The sequence below is a fragment of the uncultured Campylobacter sp. genome (genome assembly GCF_947255105.1).
Lineage (GTDB): Bacteria > Campylobacterota > Campylobacteria > Campylobacterales > Campylobacteraceae > Campylobacter_B.
Genome location: NZ_CAMYFP010000002.1, coordinates 1 through 26,056 on the forward strand (window position 1 = coordinate 1; position 26,056 = coordinate 26,056).

The 26,056-nt window shown below is 36.0% G+C and carries 25 protein-coding genes; 14 read left to right on the forward strand and 11 right to left on the reverse strand.

The window, feature by feature from the left end; translation table 11 throughout:
* Nucleotides 1-90: 90 nt before the first annotated feature.
* The 3 genes from Q0X52_RS01615 to Q0X52_RS01625 are packed head-to-tail and all read left to right on the forward strand — an operon-like array spanning nt 91 to nt 2,174.
* Nucleotides 91-408, forward strand: coding sequence for a DUF4298 domain-containing protein (locus tag Q0X52_RS01615; RefSeq protein WP_297574005.1), 318 nt, complete (start codon nt 91-93; stop codon nt 406-408).
* 56 nt (nt 409-464) lie between these two features.
* Nucleotides 465-1,676, forward strand: coding sequence for a threonine ammonia-lyase (gene ilvA / locus Q0X52_RS01620; RefSeq protein WP_297574008.1), 1,212 nt, complete (start codon nt 465-467; stop codon nt 1,674-1,676).
* On the forward strand, nt 1,677-2,174 hold the full coding sequence (locus Q0X52_RS01625) for a hypothetical protein (RefSeq protein ID WP_297574011.1): 498 nt from the start codon (nt 1,677-1,679) through the stop codon (nt 2,172-2,174).
* Here Q0X52_RS01625 and truA read toward each other — a convergent pair.
* The 9 genes from truA to Q0X52_RS01670 form a co-directional block, all read right to left on the reverse strand.
* Nucleotides 2,171-2,890: a tRNA pseudouridine(38-40) synthase TruA gene (gene truA / locus Q0X52_RS01630; RefSeq protein ID WP_297574014.1), complete on the reverse strand. Its 720-nt coding sequence runs from the start codon at nt 2,888-2,890 to the stop codon at nt 2,171-2,173. The two genes, Q0X52_RS01625 and truA, sit on opposite strands and share 4 nt — an antisense overlap.
* On the reverse strand, nt 2,887-3,906 hold the full coding sequence (locus tag Q0X52_RS01635; RefSeq protein ID WP_297574017.1) for an LptF/LptG family permease: 1,020 nt from the start codon (nt 3,904-3,906) through the stop codon (nt 2,887-2,889). Before Q0X52_RS01635 ends, truA begins: the two co-directional genes overlap by 4 nt.
* A complete protein-coding gene (locus tag Q0X52_RS01640) occupies nt 3,899-4,642 on the reverse strand; it encodes an A24 family peptidase (RefSeq protein WP_297574020.1) in 744 nt (247 codons plus the stop codon). Before Q0X52_RS01640 ends, Q0X52_RS01635 begins: the two co-directional genes overlap by 8 nt.
* Before the next feature lie 20 nt (nt 4,643-4,662).
* On the reverse strand, nt 4,663-5,337 hold the full coding sequence (gene uppS / locus Q0X52_RS01645) for a polyprenyl diphosphate synthase (RefSeq protein ID WP_297574023.1): 675 nt from the start codon (nt 5,335-5,337) through the stop codon (nt 4,663-4,665).
* Nucleotides 5,338-6,510 (reverse strand): bifunctional phosphopantothenoylcysteine decarboxylase/phosphopantothenate--cysteine ligase CoaBC, encoded by a 1,173-nt coding sequence (gene coaBC, locus Q0X52_RS01650; RefSeq protein WP_297574026.1) that lies wholly within the window; start codon nt 6,508-6,510, stop codon nt 5,338-5,340.
* Nucleotides 6,504-7,808 carry a bifunctional UDP-N-acetylglucosamine diphosphorylase/glucosamine-1-phosphate N-acetyltransferase GlmU gene (gene glmU / locus Q0X52_RS01655; protein ID WP_297574030.1) on the reverse strand — a complete coding sequence of 435 codons (1,305 nt, stop codon included), beginning with the start codon at nt 7,806-7,808 and terminating at the stop codon, nt 6,504-6,506. The genes coaBC and glmU overlap by 7 nt, the downstream gene beginning before the upstream one ends.
* A 67-nt stretch (nt 7,809-7,875) precedes the next feature.
* Nucleotides 7,876-8,718, reverse strand: coding sequence for a DMT family transporter (locus Q0X52_RS01660; protein WP_297574033.1), 843 nt, complete (start codon nt 8,716-8,718; stop codon nt 7,876-7,878).
* Nucleotides 8,719-8,778: 60 nt separating this feature from the next.
* Nucleotides 8,779-9,603 (reverse strand): thiamine-phosphate kinase, encoded by an 825-nt coding sequence (locus tag Q0X52_RS01665; RefSeq protein WP_297574036.1) that lies wholly within the window; start codon nt 9,601-9,603, stop codon nt 8,779-8,781.
* A 30-nt stretch (nt 9,604-9,633) separates the two neighbouring features.
* Nucleotides 9,634-11,094 carry an aldehyde dehydrogenase family protein gene (locus Q0X52_RS01670; protein ID WP_297574038.1) on the reverse strand — a complete coding sequence of 487 codons (1,461 nt, stop codon included), beginning with the start codon at nt 11,092-11,094 and terminating at the stop codon, nt 9,634-9,636.
* Nucleotides 11,095-11,238: 144 nt separating this feature from the next.
* Here Q0X52_RS01670 and Q0X52_RS01675 point away from each other — a divergent pair, with 144 nt between their 5' ends.
* From Q0X52_RS01675 to Q0X52_RS01685, 3 genes are read left to right on the forward strand one after another with little or no spacing between them, the layout of a single operon-like run.
* Nucleotides 11,239-12,390: an efflux RND transporter periplasmic adaptor subunit gene (locus Q0X52_RS01675; protein WP_297574041.1), complete on the forward strand. Its 1,152-nt coding sequence runs from the start codon at nt 11,239-11,241 to the stop codon at nt 12,388-12,390.
* Complete coding sequence (locus tag Q0X52_RS01680) at nt 12,390-14,342, forward strand: ABC transporter permease (RefSeq protein WP_297574044.1); 1,953 nt, start codon at nt 12,390-12,392, stop codon at nt 14,340-14,342. The genes Q0X52_RS01675 and Q0X52_RS01680 overlap by 1 nt, the downstream gene beginning before the upstream one ends.
* Nucleotides 14,343-14,344: 2 nt before the next feature.
* Nucleotides 14,345-15,664 carry a TolC family protein gene (locus tag Q0X52_RS01685; RefSeq protein ID WP_297574047.1) on the forward strand — a complete coding sequence of 440 codons (1,320 nt, stop codon included), beginning with the start codon at nt 14,345-14,347 and terminating at the stop codon, nt 15,662-15,664.
* Here the strand turns inward: Q0X52_RS01685 and cmoB are convergent.
* A complete protein-coding gene (gene cmoB, locus Q0X52_RS01690; protein WP_297574050.1) occupies nt 15,661-16,545 on the reverse strand; it encodes a tRNA 5-methoxyuridine(34)/uridine 5-oxyacetic acid(34) synthase CmoB in 885 nt (294 codons plus the stop codon). The genes Q0X52_RS01685 and cmoB overlap by 4 nt on opposite strands.
* A 59-nt stretch (nt 16,546-16,604) precedes the next feature.
* Between cmoB and Q0X52_RS01695 the strand changes: the two genes are divergently transcribed.
* Nucleotides 16,605-17,879, forward strand: coding sequence for a M20/M25/M40 family metallo-hydrolase (locus tag Q0X52_RS01695; RefSeq protein ID WP_297574051.1), 1,275 nt, complete (start codon nt 16,605-16,607; stop codon nt 17,877-17,879).
* Here the strand turns inward: Q0X52_RS01695 and nth are convergent.
* Entirely contained in the window at nt 17,866-18,504 is a 639-nt protein-coding gene (gene nth, locus Q0X52_RS01700; RefSeq protein WP_297574052.1) for an endonuclease III, read from the reverse strand. The genes Q0X52_RS01695 and nth overlap by 14 nt on opposite strands.
* Before the next feature lie 79 nt (nt 18,505-18,583).
* On the opposite strand from nth, the gene Q0X52_RS01705 reads away from it, so the two are divergent.
* From Q0X52_RS01705 to Q0X52_RS01735, 7 genes are all read left to right on the forward strand, one after another.
* On the forward strand, nt 18,584-19,438 hold the full coding sequence (locus Q0X52_RS01705; RefSeq protein ID WP_297574054.1) for a peptidylprolyl isomerase: 855 nt from the start codon (nt 18,584-18,586) through the stop codon (nt 19,436-19,438).
* 16 nt (nt 19,439-19,454) lie between these two features.
* Nucleotides 19,455-20,519 carry a class II fructose-bisphosphate aldolase gene (gene fbaA, locus Q0X52_RS01710; protein WP_297574056.1) on the forward strand — a complete coding sequence of 355 codons (1,065 nt, stop codon included), beginning with the start codon at nt 19,455-19,457 and terminating at the stop codon, nt 20,517-20,519.
* Between the two features lie 10 nt (nt 20,520-20,529).
* Nucleotides 20,530-21,801, forward strand: a complete 1,272-nt coding sequence (locus Q0X52_RS01715) for a MotA/TolQ/ExbB proton channel family protein (RefSeq protein WP_297574058.1) — start codon at nt 20,530-20,532, stop codon at nt 21,799-21,801.
* Nucleotide 21,802: 1 nt separating this feature from the next.
* Nucleotides 21,803-22,813 (forward strand): OmpA family protein, encoded by a 1,011-nt coding sequence (locus Q0X52_RS01720; RefSeq protein ID WP_297574060.1) that lies wholly within the window; start codon nt 21,803-21,805, stop codon nt 22,811-22,813.
* 2 nt (nt 22,814-22,815) lie between these two features.
* Nucleotides 22,816-23,673, forward strand: coding sequence for a 1-aminocyclopropane-1-carboxylate deaminase (locus Q0X52_RS01725; RefSeq protein WP_297574062.1), 858 nt, complete (start codon nt 22,816-22,818; stop codon nt 23,671-23,673).
* Nucleotides 23,670-24,953, forward strand: a complete 1,284-nt coding sequence (gene hisD / locus Q0X52_RS01730) for a histidinol dehydrogenase (protein WP_297574064.1) — start codon at nt 23,670-23,672, stop codon at nt 24,951-24,953. Before Q0X52_RS01725 ends, hisD begins: the two co-directional genes overlap by 4 nt.
* 242 nt (nt 24,954-25,195) lie before the next feature.
* Nucleotides 25,196-26,041: a transporter substrate-binding domain-containing protein gene (locus tag Q0X52_RS01735; protein WP_297574066.1), complete on the forward strand. Its 846-nt coding sequence runs from the start codon at nt 25,196-25,198 to the stop codon at nt 26,039-26,041.
* Nucleotides 26,042-26,056: the final 15 nt, after the last annotated feature.

Here is a 26,056-nt window from a genome sequence, read left to right on the forward strand (position 1 = left end):
GATATGTTTCCATCTACGAGCGTGGATATGTTCCCCATAACCATAGGGGTTGAGAGTATAGTTATACTTAAAAAATATAAAGGATAAAAAATGAAAAATTTAAATGAAGAAAAATTCGCTCATATAACTGTGTTTGAGAAAAATTTAGAGTTTCAAATAGATACTTTAGAGAAATTAAACAAGCTTTTAAAAACCTTAAAAAAATCTTTAAAAGAGTATCAAAAGCTTATGGATTATTACTACGGCAAGCAAAGAAACGATGACCTAGAAGCCGATAGAAAAGGGGAGATTCCAGTTGATCTAAAAAGAGCAGTTTTAAGCGAAGATGAAATTTACAATATGATGATTGACTATAGAGAGAGCGCCATTGAGATGATAGAGATAGCAACAAAAATGTTAAGAGCCTAGAAACTTGAAGTTTAAATTTCGCTACAATAAAGTTTTAAATTTACAAAAGGAAACTCATGGTCGACCTTAACAAAATCATCCAAGCCAAAAGGACTATAGCCAACTTTGTCGTCAAAACTACATTTGCAAGATCTACAAGATTAAGTCTTAAATTTGGCGCAAATATCTACTTAAAGAGTGAAAATTTACAAAAAACAGGCGCTTATAAGATTCGCGGTGCTTACAACAAGCTTGCTAACTTAACCAAAGAAGAGCAAGAAAGAGGAGTAGTTGCAGCAAGTGCTGGTAATCACGCCCAAGGCGTTGCCATAAGTGCGGCTCATTTTGGGATAAGAGCTGTTATTGTTATGCCAGAGGCAACGCCACTTTTGAAGGTTAGTGGCACCAAAGCTTTGGGCGCGGAAGTTATCCTAAAGGGCGATAACTTTGATGAAGCATATGCTTATGCACTAGAATATACCAAAGAGCATAATATGGTTTTTGTCCATCCTTTTGATGATGAGTTTGTGCAAGCAGGGCAGGGAACTATTGTCCTTGAGATGTTGGAAGAGGTGCCAGATCTTGACTATATAGTTGTGCCTGTTGGCGGCGGTGGGCTAATAAGCGGCATTGCAAGCTGTGCCAAACAGATAAATCCCGCCATCAAGATCATAGGAGTTGGTGCAAAAGGTGCGCCGGCTATGTTTGAGAGCTTCAACGCCAAAAAACAGATAAACTCAAAAAGCGTTCGCACTATAGCAGATGGTATCTCTGTGCGAGACACAAGCCCTATAACTTTGGGTCATATCTTGGAAAATGTAGATGAGTTTGTGCAGGTTGATGACGAAGAGATAGCCAACGCCATACTCTATCTTTTGGAAGAGCAAAAGATCATAGTTGAGGGCGCTGGTGCGGTTGGAGTTGCAGCACTTATGAGTGGCAAGCTAAACCACAACAAAGACTCAAATGTAGGAATTGTCCTAAGTGGCGGCAATATCGATGTTCAAATGCTTAATATCATCATCGAAAAGGGCCTTATAAAGTCTTATCGCAAAATGACTATAAATGTGACTTTGGTCGATAAACCTGGCGCTTTGATGGGGCTAACTGATGTTTTAAGAAGTGTCAATGCCAACATAGTAAAGATAGACTATGATCGCTTCTCTACAGAGCTTGAGTATGGGGACGCGGCTATTACTATCACGCTTGAGACAAAGGGCAGAAGTCATCAAGAAGAGATTGCTTGGGCGCTTAAGAAAAATGGCTATGAGTTTAGAGAGATTTTGTAGTTGAGAGCTTTTGTTTTATTTGTCCTTTTGCAAGGCTTACTTTTTGGGGCTGATGAGCCTAAAAAAGATGAGTTTGTAGGCTATGGCATACCGCTTTATACTATCGGATATGAGCTTTTGATGCAAAAGGATATCAACAAAAGTAAGTTAGATCCATTTTTGCTTCAAAAACAAAGCCAGATCGCAACGCCAAACGACATCAACATTCCAGCGTCTGAGCTTAGACAAAAAGACGTAAATGAGCCTCTTTTTAATCCGCATGAGATAGATATGCTTTATGGCGCTTCATATCTTCACAAGCAATATGGACTAGGGAGCGCTTTTTTGCCCTATAGTCTCTATCTGTTTGAGAGCTATAACAAAGAGAATAAGGACAATGTTTTGTTGATTAGCCCATTTTTGACTATCTTTTTAAATGAGGCATTAAAAGATCCAAATTTGACACTTCATCAGACAAAAGAGGGAAGTTTTTATCTAGAGTATAGAGGCAAGTTTTAGTAAAAAACCTCTCTTAGATAGAGACCGTTTGGAGCTATCGGGATCTTTGTAAGTGTTTTGCCCTCTTTAAAAAGCTCTTTAAAAAGCTTGATTTTGTCATCGTTTAGTGCCTTTAAAACATTGGCTACCATAAAACGAATTTGAGCTCTTAAAAATCCATTTGCTTTTATGCTTATGATGGTGTAGTTTTTATATCTATATGCCTTTGCAAAGTAGATGGTGCGAATGGTGGAGCTGTTTGGTGTGCCATTTTTTTTGTAGGCGCTAAAGTCATGCTCACCTTTAAATACCGATAAACAATCATTTAATCTCAACATATCAACCTTAGGATGAAAAAGGACAAAATCCGCCAAAAAAGGGCTAAATTTATCGTGACTCAAAATATAGCTATAAAGTCTAGCCTTTGCGTCAAATCGCACTTGAAAACTCTCATCTACCTGTTTTATCTCTCTTATGTAGATGTTTGGCGTGGCGTGGCGATTTAACATATTTTTTAATTTGTCTAAATCCCAAAACTCACCGCAATGAGTGGTGCTTTTTTGTCTAAGTGCATGAACGCCTTTATCGGTTCTTGAGCTAGAGATAACGCTCTCATAGATACCAACATGACCAAGTGCTAAATTTAAAGCATCTTCAACTGTATTTTTGTGAGGTTGGGTTTGCAGCCCGTTAAATTTGGCGCCGTTATAGGCATATGTTAGAACTATCTTCATCAAAACTTTTTAACAATTCTAAAGTGATAAAAGAGCATTGAAAGTAGCCCAAATCCAAAAAATATGGTAGGCAGCGCGATAAATGGCTTGTTTGCTAAGAGCATCAAGATAGCATAGTAGCTAAACAGCACTGCAAAAAGTCCAAGATAAATTCCATTTTGTTGATATCTATAGACAACAATTCCAAGCCCTATAGCAAACAAAGTCCCAGCTAGCGGGAATAAAGAGGCCAAAACATAGATGGTAAATTCCTGCTTGCCATTTTTGGAGTTAAGTACATTTTGCCAATACTCTTTGATACTAAGTGGGTTTTTTATCTCTACATTTGAAGTGGAACTAATGCTTAGCTTGCTAAATTTCGTTATATGCCATGAGTTTTTTTGATTGGTGTAAATTTTACCACTTTTTAGCTCAAGGACAAAATATCCAGCCCTGTTCGTAACGCTTCCCTCTCTAGCGGTAATTATTCGCTCATCTTTGTTGCTATCTTTTGGGGAATACATAAAGATATCTTTGTAAATATCATCTTTTTCGCTCTCGATATAGACTAGCCAGTTTGCAAATTTTTGCCCAAATTCGCCAGTTTTTATGTTGATGACAGCCTTTGTTTTTTTGTAGTCAAAGAAGTTTTCTTTGAGGTTTTGGGCGATTGGTACTATTATCATTCCACAAAATAGCAGGAATAAAGAGATAAAAAAGGCGATAGACAAAAAGAGATTTTTTATCTTACTTGGGTTGTAACCAAGTGTAAAAAGCACAATAATCTCGCTCTCTTTTGAGAGTTTAAACAAAGAAATTCCAACAGCTATAAAAAACGAAATTGGCATAGTAAAGATAAAAACTCGCGGCATATAAAAAAGATAGAGTTGCAAAAGCTCATAAAAATCTATCTCGATAAAGGCCGTAACTCTAGCTATCAGCATGAAAAAGATTATAGAAACGATAAGAAAAAGGGTGCCAAAAAGCGGTATGAAACTATATAAAAAATTGCTTAAGAGATATCTATTTATGCTAGCCATACAACTTCTCAAAAAGTAGTAAAATCTCACTGCTAAATAGATAACTAAGAAGAAGTCCAGCGGCTAAAAATGGCACAAAAGGCAGCTCATAGCCTCTTTTTCTAACTATCAAATAGGCAGGAAGAGTTAAGAGTGCTGCTAGATATATAGCAAAAAAGCCAAGTTTTATGCCTAAAATTGCACCGATTATCGCAGCTATGTCGATATCTGCACTTCCCATGGCCTCTTGTTTTATGACAAAACTAACAACTACTCTAAGCGAGAAAAACAGTGCTGCAAAAAGAGCAGCCGATAGGATTAAGTCTATGCTCCAGCCATAAAGTAGGGCAATGGCTAAATTTAGATAAAGTAGCGACGATGGAACAGCTTTGTATCTTAGGTCAATTATGCTAAGGCTGAGTAAATTTATAAAGCAAATTCCAAGTAAAAGTCCCTTGATAATGGAGTTTTCATAAAAATAGGCGCAAAACATCAATAGGCCGCCTATTAACTCAACTAAAGGATATTGAAAGCTTATATGGCATTTGCAGTAAGCACATCTTCCACGAAGTGCTATCCAAGAAAAGAGCGGGATATTGTGATACCACTTAAGTCTTTTTTTGCAATTCATACAAGAAGAGGGCGGGAAATTTATACTTTTGCCCTCAGGAAGTCTGTAGATGAGAACATTGCTAAAAGAGCCAAAACAAAGCCCAAATAGTATAAAAAATAACCAATATAAATGCTGCTCGCTCAAATTATCTCCTTTACTCTTCTCTATCGCCCAAATCTACGGCTCTTTTTCTCATAAACTTTTACCAACCTATCAAGCTCCTCATAGCCAAAATCTGGCCAAAGAGTGGGAGTAAATTCAAACTCAGCGTAGCTTGATTGCCAAAGTAAGAAGTTGGAAATTCTTTGTTCACCACCAGTTCTAACAAGCAGATCCACATCTCCAAACTCCGCAGTATCAAGGTGCGAAGAGATATTTTGCTCATTTATAGCAAGTCCTTTTTGTAGCACTTTGTTGCAAGCTCTTACTATCTCATTTTTGGCGCTGTAGTTTATGGCTAAGTTGAAATTTAACTTTGAGTTGTTTTTTGTAGAGCTTTGCAAGTCATAAAGCTTCTCTTTTAGCTTTTCATCAAGCTCTTCTATATCGCCAATTGGCTTAAATTTGATATTTTCTTTTAAAAATAGCTCTTTTTTGGTATCCAGAAATTTATTAAGTAGTAAAAGTAAAGTTTTGACCTCTTGCTTTGGGCGGTTCCAATTTTCTATGCTAAAGGCATAAAGTGTTAGAGTCTCTACCTTTTTATCTAGACAAAATCTCACAACATCTTCTACAACATTTGCTCCCATCTCATGCCCTTTTGACTGGATAAAGCCCTTTTGTTTTGCCCAGCGTCTATTGCCGTCCATGATGATAGCAAGATGTTTTAACTCATTCATCTACAAACTCTTTATAAGCTCAGCGATTTTAAAGGCGATATTTGCCTTGCTATCAAGAGCTAGCTCCTCTTCTTTGTTATTTGCAATAAAGACTACTCTAGTTTGACTGCTTCCAAATTGCACAATCTCATCAAGCACATTTAGACAGACTGCGTCAAGGTTTTTATCTTTTAGCATATTTTTAGCTCTTTTTAGTCCCTCTTTTTTGTCAGTTTCTAGCTTGAAACCTATCTTTTTTACACCATCAAATTTAAGTGTTGAGATGATATCTTTGTTTTGTTTGAAATTTAAAGAGATAAGAGAACCTACTTCATCTTTGCTTATTTTGCCTCTTACTCTTACAGGTATAAAGTCGCTAACCGCCGCTGCCATTACTATGATATCGCCCTTTTTTAGTTTTTGGTTTGTTAGGGCTGACTCTAGTCCGACTGAGCTTTCAAATTTGACTATCTTATAGGGTGCTTCTGTAGTTACGCTGCTTATGAGTGTGACATCTGCACCAAGTAGATAGAAAGCGTCTGCCAAAGCTCTTCCCATTTTGCCACTTGAGAGGTTGGTTATCGCTCTTACATCATCTAGCTTTTCTATAGTTGGACCAGCGGTTACTACAACCTTTTTATCATGATAAAATTCATCTCGCTTTATAGCTCTGCAAGCTGCCAAAAAGATATTTTCAACACTAGCCAAAGCGCCATTGCCAAAGTCACCACATGCAAGGCGTTTGCTTACAGGCTTTACTATATAGGCGCCATCTTCTCTTAACTGCTCCAAAGCCCTTTTGGTTGCGGGATTGTCTAGCATATTTGTGTTGGCAGCAGGAGCGATAACTAGTGGAGCCTTTGAGGCGATTAGAGTTTCCATAAAGACACTGTCACAAATTCCATTTGCAAGTTTGTTTATGGTATTGACGCTAGCTGGCGCTATGACTACCAAATCCACCTTTGAATAATCTATGTGATTAAGACCGCTAGTCCAATCCTTGGTCTTTTCGCAAAGAACTTTATTCCCGCTAAGTGCCTCAAAGCCAACAGGACTACAAAACTCAAGCACGCCGTTGCTAAGTGCTACATAAACTTTGGCTTCCGCCTTTTTAAAGAGTGATAAAAGCTCATAAGCTTTGTAAAAACTGATACTTCCTGAAACGGCCAATAGTATTTTTTTGTTTTTTAACATTCTTTTGCCTTGAAAAATTTATAGAAAAAGTCCTCTTTGTTGGTCTGTTTGACACGGCTAATAGCTAAAGAGCCTTTTGTGATATCTGAAGTTATGGTGCTTCCTGCTGCTATGATGACATCATCTTCTACAGTAACAGGAGCTATTAGTTGAGAGTCGCTTCCTATAAAGACATTTTTACCAACTTTTGTTTGGTATTTGGCTTTGCCATCATAGTTACAAGTAATGACTCCACATCCGACATTTGTCCCCTCATCTATAAAACAATCGCCAAGATAGCTTAAATGACCGGCTTTGACGCCATTTAGCTTTGCATTTTTTAGCTCTACAAAGTTGCCAATGGCACTATTTTTGATATCGCAATTTGGGCGAATGTGAGCAAGCGGACCAATTTTTGAGTTTGAAATTTTAGAGTTTTCGATGATAGTTCCTGACTTGATAGTTACATTGTCTAACTCGCACTCACCGATGATAGTAACATTTTCTTCAACTACGCACTCACCGCTAAATTTAGCTCTTACGTCAATATAAGTAGTAGCAGGTAGTCTAAATTTCACGCCATTTAGCATAAGCTCTTTTTTTATGCGGTTACCTAAAATCTCCTCTGCAACACTAAGGCTAAATTTGTCATTTATCCCCATAAAATTTAACTCATCAACAATCACAGCTTTGCAGACTAGACCATTTTTTGTGGCTAACTCTATCGTATCTGTTAGATAATACTCTTTTTGGTTGTTGTTGTTTGAGATAAGTGGTAAAAGTCTTTTTAAAACATCTGTTTTAAAGGCATAGCAGCCGCCATTTACAAGCTCTATCTTTCTCTCTTCATCGCTTGCATCTTTTTGTTCAACTATCTTTTTGATAGCAGACCCGCTCATCACAACTCTTCCATAGTTTGATGGCTCCTTTGCCTTAAAGACACTAAGTGCGATATCGCCATCCTCTTTTGCCAAAGAGCTTATCTCTTTAGCGGTGATAAGAGGCATATCGCCACAAATTACCAAAGTTTTTTTGCCACTAAACTCAATATCTCGAAGCGCGCCCGCTGTGCCAGGATAGTTTGTGATATCTTGTCTGTAAATTTTGGTTTTTGGATAGAGTTTTTTTATAACAGCGCTTATCTCTTCAAGTTGATGAGACAAAACTACGGCTACATCATCGCTTACTTCATAAGCACTCTTTAGGATATGGACTATCATTGGGATTCCGCAAAGTTCATGCAAGACCTTTGCTTTGCTAGACTTCATTCTCGTGCCAAAACCGGCAGCTAAGATTATTATAGAGGTATCTTTGCTCACTGCTTTTCCTTAAAATTAATTTGACATTTTAACATAGTTAAGTTTAATCTATACAAAATAACAGCGGCTATTTTTTGCTATAAATTGTATAAAAGAGTATTGAAATGATTATAATTAGACCGCCGATGATGGTGTTGGTGGTAAGAGGTTCTTTTAAAAAAAGAACTCCCCAGATTGGCGCTAAGATACTTTCAAGAATGACCAAAAGTCCAACTTCAGCACTTAAGATAAACTTAGAGCCATTTCCTATGAGAAGTCTTGATACTGGCATGATGAAAAATCCCATAAGAAAGATAGGATAAAGTGTTGATAGTTTAAAATCATAATCCACAAACCAAAGACTAATAAAAGTTATTAGAAGTGCCGAAAGTGCTATTTGACTCTCTCTTTGTATACGTGGATAGTTTGAAAGTATTACATACATAAGCGCAAAAAAGAAAACTACCAAAAATGCCAAAACTACACCAACTAAATTTATCTCCTTTTGGCTATCTTTTAAGATGATAAAAAGTCCTATAAAGACAAAAATACTTGCTACAAAAAGTAAATTTGGAGTTCGTTTTTTTGTGATTGCAAGATCTAAAAGAGCCGATATTATTGGTGCTGTTGCTAGAATTAGGACTGTTGTTGAGATACCTGTTAATTTTACAGCAAAGACAAAGCAGATGTTACTTAATGCCATAGAAAGTGAAGAGGCAAAAAGTGCTTTTGGGTGGGTAAATGTTATTTTTTTGGAACTAATTGCTATCATAAAAAGCGAAGAGATAAAGAGTGTAATTCCAAGCCAAAACAAAAACTCCCAGCCGCCAATTGTGCTAAATTTGATAACGCTTGATTCAAAGCTCATAATCAAAACGCCAACAAAGACAAGCAAAAGTCCAAGTTTTCTAAATCTTTTTCTATAACTCAAAGCTACCGCCTCATTAAAAGTTGGATAATTTTATCAAATTTTTACTTCAAAGCAACAATCCTAAAAATGGTGCGGTTTTGGTGAGATAAACTCTCTTTTTTTCTTTTCTGTTATCTTTGCAAATATTGTAAGTTTAGTCTTGGTTTTTTTGGCAATTTTTTTGACTTTTTTTAGATTTTTTGGGCAAAAACTAAATAGCAACTCATACTCTTCAGCGCTTAAAAACTGCTCTTTTGTTGGCTTTTTTAGAAATTTAACTCCAACTTTACTCTTTTTTAACAATATCTTTAAATCGCTTCCCAAAGAGTCGCTTATATCCATGGCAGAGTTTAGAAAAGGTGCTGCTTTTTGCATAAATTTAGCTCTAATTTTTGGTCTTATAAACTTAGAAGTAGGCGATATCTTTTTGTTCTTTTGGAGTGATTGGAGATCTTTTTTAACGCTGCCCAAATCCCCACTAAAGGCCACCAAGTCACCAACCTTTGCGCCGCTTCTAAAGAGTGGTTTTTTGGACTTTGAGATAAGAGTTATGCTTATTGCAATCCTATCGCCGCTAACTGTATCGCCGCCAATAATTGAGATTCCCCATTTTTTGGCCTCTTTTTTAAAAGCCAAAGTAAGCTCTTTTATCTCTTTGTTAGTTATATCTTTGGGAAGTTCTAGTCCAAGAAGTGCAAATTTGGGCTTTGCATTCATAGAGATGGCATCTGAGATATTAACTAGCAGGCTTTTTTGTACGATTTGTTTTAGGTTAAGCCACTCTCTTTTAAAATGTATCTTTTCAACAAAGAGATCTTTACAATAGACATAGCCTTTATAATATGCACCATCATCGCCATTTAGGCTATTTGCAAACGAAGAGTAGATCTTTTTTTCTCTGTTCATTTTACAAAAAGGGGAATCTCACCCCTTAAATTATTGCTCATAAAATCCACTAGTTTTGCCTGTTAGATCTATCATAATATTTTTTAACTGAGTGTAGTGCTCAAGTATGATTTTGTGAGTTTCACGTCCAAGACCTGAGTTTTTATAGCCACCAAAAGGAGAGCCAGCAGGAATTTGGTTGTAGGTATTTATCCAAACTCTTCCAGTCTCCATAGCTCTTGCTGTGCGAAGTGCCTTTGTGATATCTTTGGTAAATACTCCACCTCCTAGTCCATATTCGCTATCATTTACCATCTTTATAAGCTCATCTTCGTTTTTAAACTTAATAACAACACCAACTGGACCAAAAATCTCCTCTTGTGCAACTCTCATATCATTTGTTACATCGCTTAGTAAAGTTGGCTCTATAAAGCTCTCGCCACAACTTGCTCTTTTGCCACCAACTGCCACTTTTGCTCCCTCTTTTTTGCCAATCTCTACATATTCTAAGATCTTGTCTGCCTGTTTTTTGTTGATTTGGGCACCCATTTGAGTTGTTGGATCTAGCGGATCGCCAACTTTGATCTTTTGAAATTTAGCTACAATTTTCTCCATAAATTTATCATAAATGCTCTCCTCTACAAAGATTCTGCTTCCTGCGCAACAAACTTGCCCTTGATTGAACAAAATGCCAAGCTGAACGCCATCTATAGCCTTATCTAGGCATGCATCAGCATAGATGATATTTGCACTCTTTCCGCCTAGCTCCAACGTTGATGGAATGATTCTTTTGGCTGCTGCAATACCAACATCTCGCCCAATCTCAGTAGAGCCTGTAAATGCAAGCTTGTCAATGCCATCGTGGTTGATTATCCACTCTCCTGCCTTGCTTCCTCTGCCTGTTACGACATTGATAATTCCCTTTGGAAGAAAGTCTTTTATAAGACGCATAAGCTCTAACACGCTTAAACTAGTCTCGCTTGATGGCTTAAAAACAGTTGTATCACCTGCTGCAATAACTGGCGCTAGTTTCCAAGCTGCCATCAAAAATGGAAAGTTCCAAGGGACAATTTGTCCTACAACACCTATTGGCTCTTTTAAAACTATGCTAAGTTGTGCTTCATTTAAGACATTTGCGCTTCCCTCTTCAGCTTGAATAACGCCTGCAAAATACCTAAAATGTTCCACTGCATAGGGAATATCTATGTTTAGAGTCTCTCTTATTGGTTTGCCATTGTCCATTGTCTCTACCTTGGCAAGGTGTTTGCTGTTTTGCTCTATAACATCTGCTATTTTTAAAAGTAGTTGTGAGCGAGTAGAGACTGTTGAGTGCCTGAATTTGTTAAATGCAACTCTTGCGGCTTTTACAGCTCTATCAACATCTTCTTTTGTAGCGTCGGCTATGGTTGAGAGCTTTTTGCCAGTTGCTGGGTTAAAGACATCTATCGTTGCGCCATCGCTAGAGTCTATAAACTCCCCATCTATGAAAAGACGGTATTTTTCTTTTAACATATATTCTCCTTTAGTTTAAAATGATTCTCAAATTTTACAGAACAATTTTAAACATTTAAAAACATCTCTTATTGATCCACATTAACACTACATTTGCAAATTTACTATACAATCTCGACCATTATGCCCACAAAAAGAGAGTAGATGAAGAAAAAAAGAGTGATTATAGTTCTGTCCATTTTGGTTATTTTGGTTTTGGCCTGTTGTATTTTTTACTTTTTTAACAAAGATCAAAAGGATATTTACATAACAGCAAAGCCAATAAATGGTGATTTGAGTGTTACAGTTATTGCATCAGGCGAGGTTATGGCACAAGACTTAGTTACTGTTGGAGCTGAAGTTAGCGGACAGATAGAAAAGCTCTATGTCTCTTTGGGAGATAGTGTCAAAAAGGGCGATTTGATAGCAAAAATTGACTCAGAAAAACAGCAAAATGAGCTAGATAAAGTTTTGATGCAACTTAAAATTTACAGAGCAAATTTAGAGCAAAAAAAGATAGCTTTTGAGATAGCAAAAAAAAGATTTGAACGTGAAGAGAAGCTCTATAAGGCAAAGGCAACATCACTTCAAAGTTTGGAAGATAGCAAAAATGCACTTAGTTTAAGTATGGCAAATTTAACTGAGATTGAGGCTAGGATTGAGCAGGCAAACATTGATTTAGATATCGCTAAGAAAAATTTAAGCTATACAAATATTGTCTCTCCGCTTGATGGTGTCATAGTTTCACTTCCAGTAAAAGAGGGACAGACTCTAAATGCAATGCAGATAGCGCCAAAGATTGCAGAAGTTGCAGATCTCTCGAAAATGGAGATAAATTTGGAGATCTCAGAGGCAGATATTCCAAAGATAGCACTTGGAATGGAGGTTGTCTATAAGATATTGGCATTTAATGATGAGAGCAAAAAAAGCTCTATTTCAAGTATCGATCCAGCACTTTCTACACTTAGCAATGGAGTCTATTCAAGTCAAAATAGAGGCTCAAATAGTGCAGTTTATTACTATGCAAAGGCCAAAGTTGATAATAGCGATGGGCTTTTAAAGATTGGTATGACAACTGAAAATAGTATCATCATCAATCAATCCAAAAACACACTCTACATCCCAACTAGCGCTATTTTTAAGGAGGGCAACTCTACTTTTGTAAAGGTTTTGAAAAATGGAAAAGCCACCAAAAAAGAGGTCAAAGTTGGCATTGCAAATTCGATAAATAGTGAGATATTGCAGGGATTAAGTAGTGATGATGAGGTCATAATCACTAGCAGTTCTCCATCAAAATTGATAATAAGTGATATCTGATGGCACTACTTGAGCTAAGAGATATCAACAAGAAATTTAACATCTCTTCAAATGAGATTCATGTTTTAAAAGATATAAATTTAACCATACAAAAAGGCGAGTTTGTAGCAATTATCGGGCAGTCTGGCTCTGGCAAATCAACACTTATGAATATCATTGGCTCACTAGATAGCCCAAGTAGTGGAGAGTATTTTATAGATGGCAAGGAGGTTGGCACCTATGATAGCGATAAAAAGGCTGAGCTTAGAAACAAAACATTTGGCTTTGTTTTTCAACGCTACAATCTCATATCATCACTCAACATCTTACAAAATGTAACATTAGCCTCCATTTACAAAGGCGATGACAGAGAGACTCGCCAAAAAAATGCTACCAAAATCCTAACAAATTTGGGACTAAAAGATAAGTTACTAAACTACCCAAACACACTAAGTGGTGGACAGCAACAACGTGTAAGTATCGCAAGAGCTTTGATAAATGGTGCCAAGATAATTTTAGCAGATGAGCCAACAGGAGCGCTTGATAGTGCAAGCGGAGAGATGGTTATGGAGATTTTAAAAGAGCTACACTCTTTGGGTCGCACAATCATCTTAGTAACGCACGATCCCAAAATTGCCTCCTATGCAGAAAGAATTGTTGAGATAAAGGATGGAGAAATACTTAAAGATAGCCCAAATACCAAGCCCTTTACAAAAAGAGAGATAACAAAGAGCAATGAGATAGAAGTTACTAGAGAGCCTAAAAGATCGTCACTTCTAAAAGACCGCTTTATGGAGTCTTTTAAGATGTCTATTAGCTCAATTATCTCGCACAAACTTCGCTCTGCCTTAACTATGCTTGGTATCATCATAGGAATTGCCTCAGTTATCTGTGTCGTTGCTATTGGCAAGGGGGCGCAAGAGGAAATTATCTCTTCTATTAGAGCAATTGGCAGCAACACCATCACTATCTTTCCAGGGCGTGGTTTTGGCGATATGAGATCTGGTAGAGTAAATTCACTTAGACTTGATGATGCACTTTTTCTATCGACTCAAAGCTATCTTGACTACTCTACGCCCAACACCCAAACAAGCGGCACTATAACCTATGCCAACAAAACTTTAAATGCCTATTTAAGAGGTGGCGGGATACATAGCTTAAAGATTAATGGAGAAGAGATAGCGGTGGGGCGAAGCTTTAATGAAGATGATATCAAAAACTCAAGCTCAGTTGTAGTTATCGACGACAACACAAAAAACGAGCTTTTTAAAGAGCAAGATCCAATCGGCAAGATAGTCTTTTTTAATAAACGAGCGATGGTTGTAGTTGGAGTTTTGAAAAAAAGTGAGTTTGGCGGTTTTGGTGCAGAGCTTTTAAATTTATATGCTCCCTACTCAACAGTTATCAACAAAATTACAGGCGATAGGCAGATACGCTCAATTACTGTAAAGGTCAAAGATGAGGTCAATGCCCAACTTGCAGAGATCAAACTAACAGAGCAACTAACGGCACTTCATGGCAAAAAAGACTTTTTTACTAGAAATAGCGACACCATAAAACAGGCTGTTGAAAGCACCATAGGCACTATGCAGCTCTTTATCTCATCAATTGCTATCATCTCACTTTTGGTTGGTGGAATTGGCGTTATGAATATTATGCTTGTAACTGTTACTGAAAGAACCAAAGAGATAGGCATTAGAATGGCAATTGGCGCCAAAAAAAGAGATATTTTATTGCAATTTTTGTTAGAGGCGATACTTTTATGTCTAATAGGCTGTATTTTTGGGCTTTTGGTCAGTTTTATAATCTTTTTTATCTTTAATTCAATAAGCAGCGATTTTTCGATGATACTTACCATTCCACCGATGATTTTGGCACTTTTTGCCTCTAGTTTTATAGGTATAATTTTTGGTTTTCTGCCTGCAAGAAATGCAAGCAACCTAAACCCAATAGAAGCGCTTATTCAGGAGTGACGATGAAAAAAATAGCTCTTTTTTTAACTCTGATTTTCTTAATTGGATGTGCCAACAAAGGCGATGTTGATAGCTACAAACCGCTTTCTACCAAAGAGAGCAGCTCAAAGATAACGTGGTATGAAAAGCTAGGCAGTAGCGAGCTTAATAGCTTAGTAGAAAAGGCACTTCTTAACAATAATGAGATAAAAAAGGCCCTTTTCAATATAGAGAGCTCCTATGCAAAAGTTGGCATTGAGAGTGCAAACAAACTTCCAACTCTAAGTGCAAATTATAGTGCGCAAACTAGTAGAGATATTACTAAAAGTGGCAACTTTAAGGAAAATTACTCTTTTAGCTTAAATTTGAGCTACGAGATAGATCTCTTTGCAAAGATAAAAAACCAAACCGCCTCCGCTTCAAGTGAGCTAAAAGCTACCATTTTTGATCTGCAAGATTTAAGAGCTTTTATAGTTTCAAAAGTTACGCAAAGTTACTTAAGCCTTGTTTTTTTAAACTACAAAGATAAAGTGCTTAGACAAAACTTACAAAACTATGAGAAGATAGAGAGAATTCAAACTCTTAAGTTTAGCGAGGGCAATATAGACAACTTAGCGCTACTTGCAAGCCATCAAAAGCTTTTGGCACTACAAAATGAGCTACTTGCCAACAAAAACGAGATTGCCAAAAGCAAAGAGGCACTTTTTAAGCTAATTGGCGAAGAGGTGGAGTTGGATTTGAGTTTAAATTTGGAAAGTGTCCATTTTTTGGAGCCAAATTTATCTATAAATTTATCATCTTTGCAAAATAGAGCCGACATCAAAGCCGTCATTGAGCGTCTAAACTCAAGCTTTTATGGATATAGGGCATCTAAGGGTGAGTTTTTTCCAAATATCACCATAATGGGCGCACTTAATTCAAATAGCGATGAGTTTAAAGATAGTTTTGGGTTGGATTTTTTAAGTGGAGTTTTTAGGCTAAATTTGCCATTTCTTGACTACAAAAGGGTAAAAAATAGAGTAAAAGTTGGCGAAGTTGCCTTTAAGCAGGCAAAAAATGGGTATGAAAAGGCACTTTTTGAAGCCTTAATTGAGATGAAGTTTTTAAAATCTCAAGATGAAGTTGGTAAAAAACTCTATAAAAACTCTCTTATATCTTTGCAAAACAGCAACAAAGAGCTCAATGGGTACAAAAGAAGACATGAGAGTGGAAAGTCCCAGCCAGTGGAGTATTTGGAGGCACTAAATAAAAACTCTTTAGACAAATTATCAACTCTTAGTGCCAAGATGAATGCTTTGGGATATGAGATTTTGCTTATAAAAGCTAGCGGTAAGTTGGATTAGAGCTCCACTCTTATATAGACTCTTTTTGGCGCTGGATAGCCCTCAATTGTCTTTGTGCTATCATTTGGATCTAAAAAATCCCCCAAGCTCTCCCCCTCTATCCACTCAGTTTTTCTCTGCTCACTGCTCTTTGTTTTATTTGTAGCAAGGACTTCAAACTCTCTAAATTTCGCCCGCTCACACCAATTTTGCAAAGCTTTGATAGTTGGGATAAAATAGACATTTGACATTTTTGCATAGCTGTTTTTGGGAGTTAGTGCAAACTCGCCCTCCATATCCAAATAGATACTATCTAAAAAAAGCTCACCACCGGGAGCTAGCGAGCTTTTAAGCTCTTTTAGCATTGCTACAGGATCACCTCTATGATAGATCACACCAAGGCAAAAAAGAGTGTCAAATTTAAGCTTCATATCAGGCAGTTGTGAAACTCCAAGTAGCCTAAAATCAATGCCACTTTTTATAAATTTATCCAAAAACAAAAATTGCAAATAGGGTCTTATACAAGGGTCAAAGCCAACCACTCTCTTTGGTTTTTGCTCTAGCATTCTAAAGAGATAGTAGCCATTATTGCAGCCAATATCACCAACAATTTTATCTTTCAAATTTAAGTGTGGCTGTAAAATGTTATATTTTATAAAACTTTGCCACTCACTATCTATAAATAGTGAATTCAGCTCAAATGGACCTTTTCGCCAAGGTTTGAGAGCCTTTGCGATTGATAAAACCTCTTTTTCATCGCCACTATATTTAAGTCTGATAACATCTCCAAGCTCTACATTTTTAGCTTCAACTTTCAAATTTAAAATCATCTCATAAATATTTTTGTAGAGATTTAACTCTAAGGCTTTTAAATTTCTATTTTCTATCTCTTTTATATCCATAGATTTATCCATTTTTTTAATTTTTCGATACACTATAACACAAAAACAAAAGGATTGAAATGCAAAATCAAAATGTAATTAAAACATTTAAGCAGATTTGTCAAATTCCGCATTGTAGCTATCATACAGAGAAGTTGGGAGACTTTTTGATAGCTCTTCTAAAAGAGCTTGGTTGTGAGGTAAGTGTCGATGAAGAGAGAAATATCTACGCCTATAAAGGCAGGCCAAAACTCTGTTTGCAAGCACATTATGATATGGTTTGTGTTGGCGATGCACCAAAGATAGATGTTGTAGAAAAAGATGGCTTTCTCTTTGCCAAAAACTCAACTCTAGGGGCTGATGATGGCATAGGCGTTGCGATTGCTTTGGAGATGTTAAGAGAGTTTGGTGACTTGGAGGTTATTTTTACAAACAACGAAGAGGTTGGTTTGATGGGCGCTAGTAATTGCAACTTCAAAACTAAGAGCAAAAAACTTTTAAATTTGGATAGTGAGAGCGATGATAGTGTCATTGTTGGGTGCGCTGGTGGCGTTGATATAATGCTTCATGCAAATTTCAAAAGCAAAAAAGAAAAGCTATTTTTCTATGAAATTTCGCTAAGTGGCTTGCCTGGTGGTCATAGCGGACTAGATATCACCAAAAACAGACCAAATGCCATAAAAGAGTTGGCTAAATTTATCTATCAAAATAGAGGTTATGTTGCCAAATTTAGCGGTGGTGAGCGCAGAAATTCCATTCCAGTAGGAGCTGTTGCGATAGTTGGTTTTGAAAAAGAGTTGAAAGAAAATAGCAAATATCAAATCAAAGCTTTGGGATTAAAAGATGATGAAGTTTTGGATGATGATTTTAGACTTTTGAAATTTATCTGCACCTTTGCACAGGGCGTTAGAAGCTATGATGAAAGTGTTGGAAGTGCGCAAGATAGTATAAATTTATCTGTTCTAAATGCAACTACCAAAGAGGTTTCAATACAACTTTTTCCAAGATCTATGAGCAAAGAGGGGTTAGAAAATACCAAATTTGAAACAGAGCTTTTGGCAGAAACTTTTGGCTTTAAGACTACATTTGCCAACCAGACTCCGCCTTGGCAACCTATTTTAAACGACTTTAGCCATATTGTTTTAGATGAGTTTGCAAAGATAAAAAAAGATGTCAAATTTGAGGCGGTTCATGCAGGGCTTGAGTGTGGGATTTTGATGGAAAAAGATAAAGAACTTCACTCTTGCTCCATTGGACCAAATATCTATGGACCGCACAGTATCAACGAAAAGGTAGAGTTAGCCTCTGTTGCCCTTATAACCGATGTTGTAAGAGCAATTATTAAGAGAGTTTAACTTTGTCTTTTGAGTTGCAAAGATTGTATAAAAAGCACTCTTTGCAATTTGGCTTAACTGCTTTACAAGTATATCTTCCAAATAACACCATTGCTTGATGAAGGTAGTTAAGCTCAGTTTTAAAAGCTTTTACTAGGTCGATTTCAGTAAGCTCTGGAGTTTTTGCTTTGCTTAAATCAAGCCTATGCGAAACTCTAAAGACATGAGTATCTACAGCCATTAAGTTGGCATTTGCATACTCTATAAGCACGACATTTGCCGTCTTTTGACCGACACCGGCAAGGCTCATTAGCTCTTTTTGAGTAAGTGGGATTTTGCCACCAAAATCATCTCTAACTTTTTTTGCCATTTCTATCAAATTTATGGCTTTATTGTTATAAAAACTACAGGAGTTTATGATAAGTTTTAGCGAGTTTAACTTAGCTTTTGAAAGAGTTTCTATATCTGGATAAGCGCTAAATAGCGACGGAGTGATTAGATTTACTCTTTTGTCAGTGCATTGTGCTGAGAGCATCACACTTACTAAAAGCTCATATAAATTCTTAAAATTTAACTCAGTAGCCGGTTTGTCATAGTGGCTTAAAAAAAGCTCTTTGATTTTTTCTATCTCTTTTTTAGTTCTCATAAAAACAATTTTACTATAGATTTATGAATTTATAAATTTAAGATATAATCAACGAATATTTATTACAAAGGGTTATAAAATGAACAAATTTTTGTTAGGCACAATGAGTTTAGTAGTTGCAGCATCACTTCAAGCTGCTACAGTTTATGCGACAGTAAATGGCAAAGAGATTACTCAAAAAGAGCTAGCTCCTATGCTTCAAGGGCTTCCAGCAGGAGTTAATCTAGATCAACTTCCACCTCAAACCATAAAAGACATTGTAGATAGAGCTATAGAGATAGAACTTCTTACTGATGTTGCCAAAAAAAGCGGTATTGAGAAAGATAAGGCCTATATTGATGAGTTAAATTCCATCAAAGATACATTGGCATTCCGCACCTGGCAGTTAAGAGAGTTTGAGAAGATTAAGGTAAATGATGTTGAGATTGCAGAGTTTTATGAGAGAAATAAAGATAAATTTGTAGAGCCAGAGAAATTTGGCGCAAAACATATCCTTGTAAAGGATGAAAAAGAGGCAAAAAACATCATTGCAGAACTTAAAAAAGCAAAAGCAGCAGATCTTGCAAAGAGTTTTGAAAAGATTGCAAAAGAGAAATCAATAGATCCATCTGCAAAACAAAATGGCGGAGATCTTGGACTTTTTGTTGCCGATACAATGGTAAAAGAGTTTAGTGATGCGGTTGCGGGACTCAAGGTCAATGAACTTACAAAAGATCCTGTAAAAACACAGTTTGGCTACCATGTCATACTAAAGACCAACTACATTCCTAAAAAACAGATAACTCTTAAAGATGAGGGTGTAAGAGACTATATTTCAGCACTTCTAAAAGAGGATAAATATAGAGTTAAATTACAAAATATGGCAAAAGATCTTACTAGCAAAGCAAAAATTGAGTATAAGATAGATCTTAAAAAAGAGCCAACTACTAAATAGATAAGAGGATAGTGCAATGGGTGTATTGGATCTAGTAAAAACAGGCGTTTTAAGCGGTGATGAGTTAAATACTCTTTATAAATTTGCAAAAGAAAACAACTTTGCAATTCCTGCAGTCAATGTTGTGGGCAGTCACTCATTAAATGCGGCACTAGAGAGTGCAAAAAAGGCTAATTCACCTATAATCATACAGTTTTCAAATGGTGGGGCGAGCTTTTATGCAGGTAAAACTTGCCCAAATGCTGCTGTTATGGGTGCAATTGCTGGTGCAAAGCATGTTCATACTTTGGCAAAAGAGTATGGTGTGGCAGTTATTCTTCATACTGACCATGCAAATAGAGCCTTGCTTCCTTGGATTGATAGTTTGATAGAGGCAAGCAAAGAGTTTAAGGCAAAAAATGGCATACCACTTTTTAGCTCTCATATGATTGATTTAAGCGTTGAGTCACTAAATGACAACATCTCAACTTGCGAGAAATATCTAAAAAGCATGAGTGAACTTGGTATAAATTTGGAGATAGAGCTAGGAGTAACGGGTGGCGAAGAGGATGGAATCGACAATACCAATGTTGATAATGCTCTTTTATATACTCAACCTAAAGATGTGGCATATGCCTATGAAAGACTCAAGAAAATCAGTGATAAATTTAGCATAGCTGCAAGTTTTGGCAATGTGCATGGAGTTTATAAACCAGGCAATGTAGTCTTAAGACCAGAGATATTAAAAAATTCTCAACAATATATTAAAGATAAATTTGATCTAAAAGATGATCGTCCAATAAACTTTGTCTTTCATGGTGGAAGTGGAAGTAGCTTAAAAGATATAAGAGATGCTGTGAGCTATGGAGTTATTAAGATGAATATTGACACAGATACTCAGTGGGCATTTTGGGACGGCGTAAGAGAGTATGAAGCGAAATTTAGAGAGTATATGCAAGGGCAAATAGGCAATCCAACTGGCGAACATAGCCCAAATAAGCAATATTACGATCCTCGTAAATGGCTAAGAAAGGGTGAAGAGAGTATGAGAGATAGATTGCTTCAAGCTTTTAAAGACCTAAATTGCATAGATAGAAACTAAAGGAGCAAAGATGGAGAGAGAAAATAAAAGTGATGTGATACTAGATATTCCGCTACCTGAACAGAGCGGCGGCTCTTTGATAGGAGTTTATCTAAAGATTATTTTTGCACCGGTTGTCTTTTTCTTGGTATTTTTACTTGGATTTTTAGATGTTCTTTCCTTTAAGGTTGGGCTTCACACCATCATTATGATGAGTTTTTTGTTAATAATTGCACTTATTTTTGCAAGACACAATGCTGATTATGGTTGCAGGCTTTTTGAAGATAGAATTGATCTTTTCAAAAAAGAGCTTAAAGACTACATAATGTCACATCTTGTCATCATTGGCAACCGCAAGAAGTCAAATGCAAGTTTTGAAGACTTTACCGATGATTTTGTTAGAGATGTAAGAAATGAAAACTACTCAAGCGTTGCATCCGGTATCTTTCCAATGCTTGGAATTTTGGGAACTTTCATAAGTATTGCCATCTCAATGCCAGCTTTTTCATCCACCAACATAAATGCCCTAGAAGGCGAGATTGCTCAGCTTTTAGGCGGTGTTGGAACAGCTTTTTATGTCTCAATATATGGTATATTTTTGGCACTTTGGTGGATATATTTTGAAAAAAGAGGGCTTAGTAGATTTCAAAGAGTTATCTTTAAGTATCAAAATGCCACTAGAAATTTCTTTTGGCAACAGCAAGAGATTACTCAAGGCTACATTCAAGAGCTTATCTTTAAAAATGAGAGACTAAACCAAATAATGGCAAATGCTACAAGCGATGACTTTAGCAAAAACTTAACCAAATCTCTTAGAGAAAAACAGGCAAGATTTGATGAAATTTTGTCTTTGGAAGAGGAAAGTATAGCTACTTTAAAAGAGCAATTAAACAGAGCCAAAGAGCAGATAGACGAAACTATTGCTATACAAAGCGCTATTTTTGAGGGCTATGATAAGACGATTTTAAGTGTTGAAAATCTCTCAAAAAATATTTTAAAGCTTCAAAATGATATTGCAAAAGAGTTTAAATTTATCATGAGCTTCAACTCACAAAAAACACAAAATTTAGAAGATGCCGTTAGCTCTTTGGAGGATAAATTTAGAGAACTTATTGATATTATCGAAAAAAATAAAGATGACCTTTCAGCTATCTATTCGAAAGGTGCAATAGAGATAAAAGATGAGTTAGATGAATTTAAAGATGAGTTAAAACAGAGTGTTATTACCTTTGACAATAGCGATGTTATTGAGGATCTAAAAAGATCTTTAGCAAGTGTTGAAGAAGAAAAGAGGGATAGTTAAAATGAAATTTAGAAAAGAAGAAAACGATAATTTTTGGATAGCCTATGCCGACCTTATGGCTGGGCTTTTGTTTGTATTTATACTACTTGTTGGTGGAGTAATTGTGAAGTATTTTTTAACTCAAAGCTCCCTTCATCAAAAAGAGAGTGACTACCTATCAACTATGGCACTTTTACAAAATGAAAAGGATAAAAACTCTGAGTTAGAAGCGATAAATAAGATATTTAGCGATAAGTTAAATCAGCTAAATATCGAAGTTAAAAATTTAAAAAGCTCAAATTCAGTCTATGTTATCCAAATAGAAGAGCTTAAAAAACTAGCAAGTGATTTGGAGAGTAAAAATGTAGATCTTGATAGCTACATAAAAAATTTACTTGAGCAAAACAAGCAAAAAGATGAAAAGATTTCTGAAAATGAAGTTAAAATTGCCTACTTTTTGGAGCAAATAACTCAAAAAGATAGAGATTTGAACCGCATATTAAACGACTTAAATATTACTAAAAATCGCATTAAAAATCTAACCGGTATTCAGGTAAATTTGATATCTGAAATAAAAGAAAAGCTTGGCAATCAAGTTGAGATAGACCAGCAAACTGGTGCACTTACTCTCTCTTCTGCCATTCTTTTTGATAAAGGTTCATATAAACTAAGGGATGATATAAAAGAGAGTTTAAAACAGACTCTCGAGAACTATTTTGCTATCTTAATGCAAAGTGATTACATTAGAAAAAACCTTGATGCTATCATAATTGAGGGTCACACCGATAGTGATGGCGAGTATATGTTTAACCTTGAGCTTTCACAACAAAGAGCTTTTGCTGTGATGGAGTTTATTAACTCATGGAATAAAGATGAGCGACTAAAACAATATCTAACCGCAAGTGGAAGAAGCTATATGGAGCCAATTGTTGTAAATGGAGTTGAAGATAAGGGTGCTAGTAGGCGTATCGAGATAAAGTTTCTCATCTCAAATAGACAGAGTATAGAGGAGATTAAAAAGTTTCTTCAATAATGATGAAAATCGCACCAATTGAGAAAAAAAGCTTTAGAGGAGTTGAGTTTTATCTACTAAGAGATGATCTTATAGGCAAGATTAACGGCAACAAAGCACGAAAACTTGCCTATTTTTTAAACTCAAATTTAGATAATTATAACAAGATTGTAAGTTATGGCTCATCGCAGTCAAATGCAATGTATGCGCTCTCTCTTTTTGCTAAAGAGAACTCTTTGGAGTTTTCGTATGTTGTATCACATCTAAACAAAACTCTAAAAACTGATCCCATTGGCAATCTCAAATTTAGCCTAGAAAATGGCATGAAGCTCTTTGTAGCACAAAACAGAGAGCTTTTTGCAAGAAGTTTGGTAGATAGCAAAACTCTTTTTATAAAAGAGGGTGTTGCACAAAGTGAGGCTGCCTTTGGTTTTGAAAAACAGGCTAGAGAGATTGAGCTTCATGCACGAAATTTAAATCTCTGTTTTGATATATTTTTGCCAAGTGGAACTGGAGCAAGTGCTGCCTATCTATCTAAATTTAGCAAATTCAAAGTCTTTACAACACCTTGCGTTGGCGATGAAGAGTATCTTAAAAAAGAGATTTTATCTCTTGATAAAAACTCAGCCGTAACTATCTTGCCACCGCCTAAAAAATACCATTTTGCCAAGCCATGTACCGAGCTATATAGCCTCTACAAAGAGCTTTTGGAAGAGTGTGGGGTTGAGTTTGAGCTTATATATGATATGGTTGGTTTTTTGACGCTTTTAAAACATCAAGACAGATTTAAAAATCCAATTCTCTATATTCATCAAGGTGGAATTTTGGGTAATATTAGCCAGATAGAAAGATATAGATACAAATTTAAGGAGCAAATATGAAGATTTTAGAAAGTAGTAATGCAAATTTTAAAGTTGAGTTTGACAAATTGATAAATAGATCAAATTTAGATGTAGATAGCGTTACACCGTCTGTTATGAGTATCATAAAAGATGTAAAGCAAAGAGGCGATATAGCTTTAAAAGAGCAAATTTCAAAGTTTGATCACTGGGATGCAAAAGAGGGTTTTTTGATATCGAAAGAGGAGATGAAAAAGGCCTATGATAGATGCGACAAAAAGCTACTTGACGCTATAAATTTAGCAGCCTCAAGGATAGAGGCATTTCACCAAAAACAGCTTGAGAAAAGTTGGATTGAGTTTGAGTCAAATGGCAACATCTTAGGACAAAAAATAACTCCACTTTCTAGTGCTGGACTTTATGTGCCAGGTGGCAAGGCAGCCTACCCAAGCTCACTTTTGATGAACTACATACCAGCAAAAGTTGCCGGCGTAAAAGAGATAACAGTTTGCACGCCTGCTGTAAATGGCGAGATAAACTCACTCCTTCTTGCAGCACTCCATCTTTTGGGTGTTAAGAAAGCTTATAAAGTAGGCGGTGCAAGTGCAATTGCAGCTATGGCTTATGGCACTAAGACCATCTCAAAGGTAGATGTCATAACAGGACCTGGCAACATCTTTGTAGCAACAGCAAAAAAACTTGTTTTTGGCGATGTAAATATTGATATGATTGCAGGACCTAGCGAGATAGGTATCTTAGCCGATAGTAGCATGGATCCTAAAATAACCGCTATTGACCTACTTTCTCAAGCAGAGCATGACGAGATGGCAAGTAGCTTTTTAATAACAGACGACAAAACATTTGCAAACTCAGTAAAAGAGATGATCTATAAAGAGCTAGAGACTTTAAAACGAGAGCCAATAGCTAGAAAAAGCATAGAAAATAGAGGCGCCATAGTAGTTGCAAAGGATAAATTTGAAGCAATAGAGCTCATGAATAAGCTTGCAGTTGAACATCTTGAAATTTGTTTTGATGATGCTATGAGCTATCTACCACTTATCAAAAATGCCGGAGCTATCTTTCTTGGCAAAAACACACCAGAGGCGATGGGAGACTATGTTGCAGGACCAAATCACACTTTGCCAACAGGTGGAAGTGCTAAGTTTTTCTCACCGCTTGGAGTTTATAACTTTATAAAAAGAAGCTCAATTATTCATATTAGCGATAGAGGTTTTGATGAGTTGTCAGCTGCGTGCATGAGCTTGGCAGACATTGAGGGGCTAGAGGCACACAAACTTTCAGTTAAAAAAAGAAAAAAATAAATTTGAGCCTCTTTGTAGGCTCTCTTATCTTTTTTAAAATATATTATTTAAATTTAGAAAAATTTAGTTAGATTTATGAATTGGCATTAAGCTATTTGGTAATTTTATCTAGCTATTTTTAACACTACTTAAAGAATATCTCTGTATAATTTTGCAAGGTTGTCATTTAGGTGACAGTGTCAGGTTGGTTTTTTTGTTAGCAGCAGCTGTGGTTAGTATATTTTATTAATTTAAGGTTATTTATGAAAAGTAACAGACTTTTATATATCTTTTTAATATTTTTTATCTCAAATTTTTCTCTTTATGCAAATACACTAAGTGAAATTAAGGCTAAAAATGAGATAAGAATTGGTGTTAGAAATGCTTTTCCTCCATTTAGTGAGCTTAAGGATGACAGTTTTCATGGCTTTGAGGTTGAACTTGCAAAAGAGATAGGCAAGAGTATTTTAGGACCAACTGGAAAAGTTACTCTTGTAGGTGTTGATGTAAAAGATAGGATTCCTAAGTTAAATGACAATATTGTTGATTTGATTGTTGCAAACTTCTCAGTAACCGAAGAGAGGAAAAAGTATGTCGATGTCTCTATTCCATATTTTTCTGACAATATGGCGATAGTTACACCTAAAAAACTTGGCGTAAAAAAACTCTCAGATATGAATTTTAAAAAGATTGGTTATCTTGTTGGAACTACTTCGCAAGAGTATATAGAAGACAATCCAAAAGATTTTGCCAATATAGAAACCGTTGCTTGTGAAAACTCATATCAGTGTTTTCAACTTTTAAAAAATGGTGAGATAGATGGCTATTTTCACACAATTTTTGCTTTGGGAGTAATCCCAATTTTGGATAATGACTTTATCATCTCAATACCAGCTATTGGAAAACCAAGTTTTATGAGTGTAGCAGTTGCCAAAGACAACAAAAAGCTACTAAAGCAGGTAGATAGAGCGATATTAGAGCTTAGTAGAGATGGCTTTTTTAAAAGAGCGTATGATGAAACATTTAACACCTATTATAAAGGCACACTAGATAGAAAGTATTTTTTACTAGATGATATATACAATATTTTTACAATGACAAATAAATAAATTTCAATATATTTT

Coding starts and splice junctions, on each gene's coding strand:
- Q0X52_RS01680 (WP_297574044.1), top strand. CDS start 12,390: ATGGCACTACTTGAGCTAAGAGATATCAACAAGAAATTTAACATCTCT.
- cmoB (WP_297574050.1), bottom strand. CDS start 16,545: ATGGATATAAAAGAGATAGAAAATAGAAATTTAAAAGCCTTAGAGTTA.
- ilvA (WP_297574008.1), top strand. CDS start 465: ATGGTCGACCTTAACAAAATCATCCAAGCCAAAAGGACTATAGCCAAC.
- uppS (WP_297574023.1), bottom strand. CDS start 5,337: ATGAATGAGTTAAAACATCTTGCTATCATCATGGACGGCAATAGACGC.
- Q0X52_RS01715 (WP_297574058.1), top strand. CDS start 20,530: ATGGAGAGAGAAAATAAAAGTGATGTGATACTAGATATTCCGCTACCT.
- Q0X52_RS01685 (WP_297574047.1), top strand. CDS start 14,345: ATGAAAAAAATAGCTCTTTTTTTAACTCTGATTTTCTTAATTGGATGT.
- coaBC (WP_297574026.1), bottom strand. CDS start 6,510: ATGTTAAAAAACAAAAAAATACTATTGGCCGTTTCAGGAAGTATCAGT.
- nth (WP_297574052.1), bottom strand. CDS start 18,504: ATGAGAACTAAAAAAGAGATAGAAAAAATCAAAGAGCTTTTTTTAAGC.
- Q0X52_RS01615 (WP_297574005.1), top strand. CDS start 91: ATGAAAAATTTAAATGAAGAAAAATTCGCTCATATAACTGTGTTTGAG.
- hisD (WP_297574064.1), top strand. CDS start 23,670: ATGAAGATTTTAGAAAGTAGTAATGCAAATTTTAAAGTTGAGTTTGAC.
- Q0X52_RS01675 (WP_297574041.1), top strand. CDS start 11,239: ATGAAGAAAAAAAGAGTGATTATAGTTCTGTCCATTTTGGTTATTTTG.
- Q0X52_RS01670 (WP_297574038.1), bottom strand. CDS start 11,094: ATGTTAAAAGAAAAATACCGTCTTTTCATAGATGGGGAGTTTATAGAC.
- Q0X52_RS01725 (WP_297574062.1), top strand. CDS start 22,816: ATGAAAATCGCACCAATTGAGAAAAAAAGCTTTAGAGGAGTTGAGTTT.
- Q0X52_RS01635 (WP_297574017.1), bottom strand. CDS start 3,906: ATGGCTAGCATAAATAGATATCTCTTAAGCAATTTTTTATATAGTTTC.
- Q0X52_RS01735 (WP_297574066.1), top strand. CDS start 25,196: ATGAAAAGTAACAGACTTTTATATATCTTTTTAATATTTTTTATCTCA.
- fbaA (WP_297574056.1), top strand. CDS start 19,455: ATGGGTGTATTGGATCTAGTAAAAACAGGCGTTTTAAGCGGTGATGAG.
- Q0X52_RS01695 (WP_297574051.1), top strand. CDS start 16,605: ATGCAAAATCAAAATGTAATTAAAACATTTAAGCAGATTTGTCAAATT.
- Q0X52_RS01720 (WP_297574060.1), top strand. CDS start 21,803: ATGAAATTTAGAAAAGAAGAAAACGATAATTTTTGGATAGCCTATGCC.
- Q0X52_RS01665 (WP_297574036.1), bottom strand. CDS start 9,603: ATGAACAGAGAAAAAAAGATCTACTCTTCGTTTGCAAATAGCCTAAAT.
- Q0X52_RS01705 (WP_297574054.1), top strand. CDS start 18,584: ATGAACAAATTTTTGTTAGGCACAATGAGTTTAGTAGTTGCAGCATCA.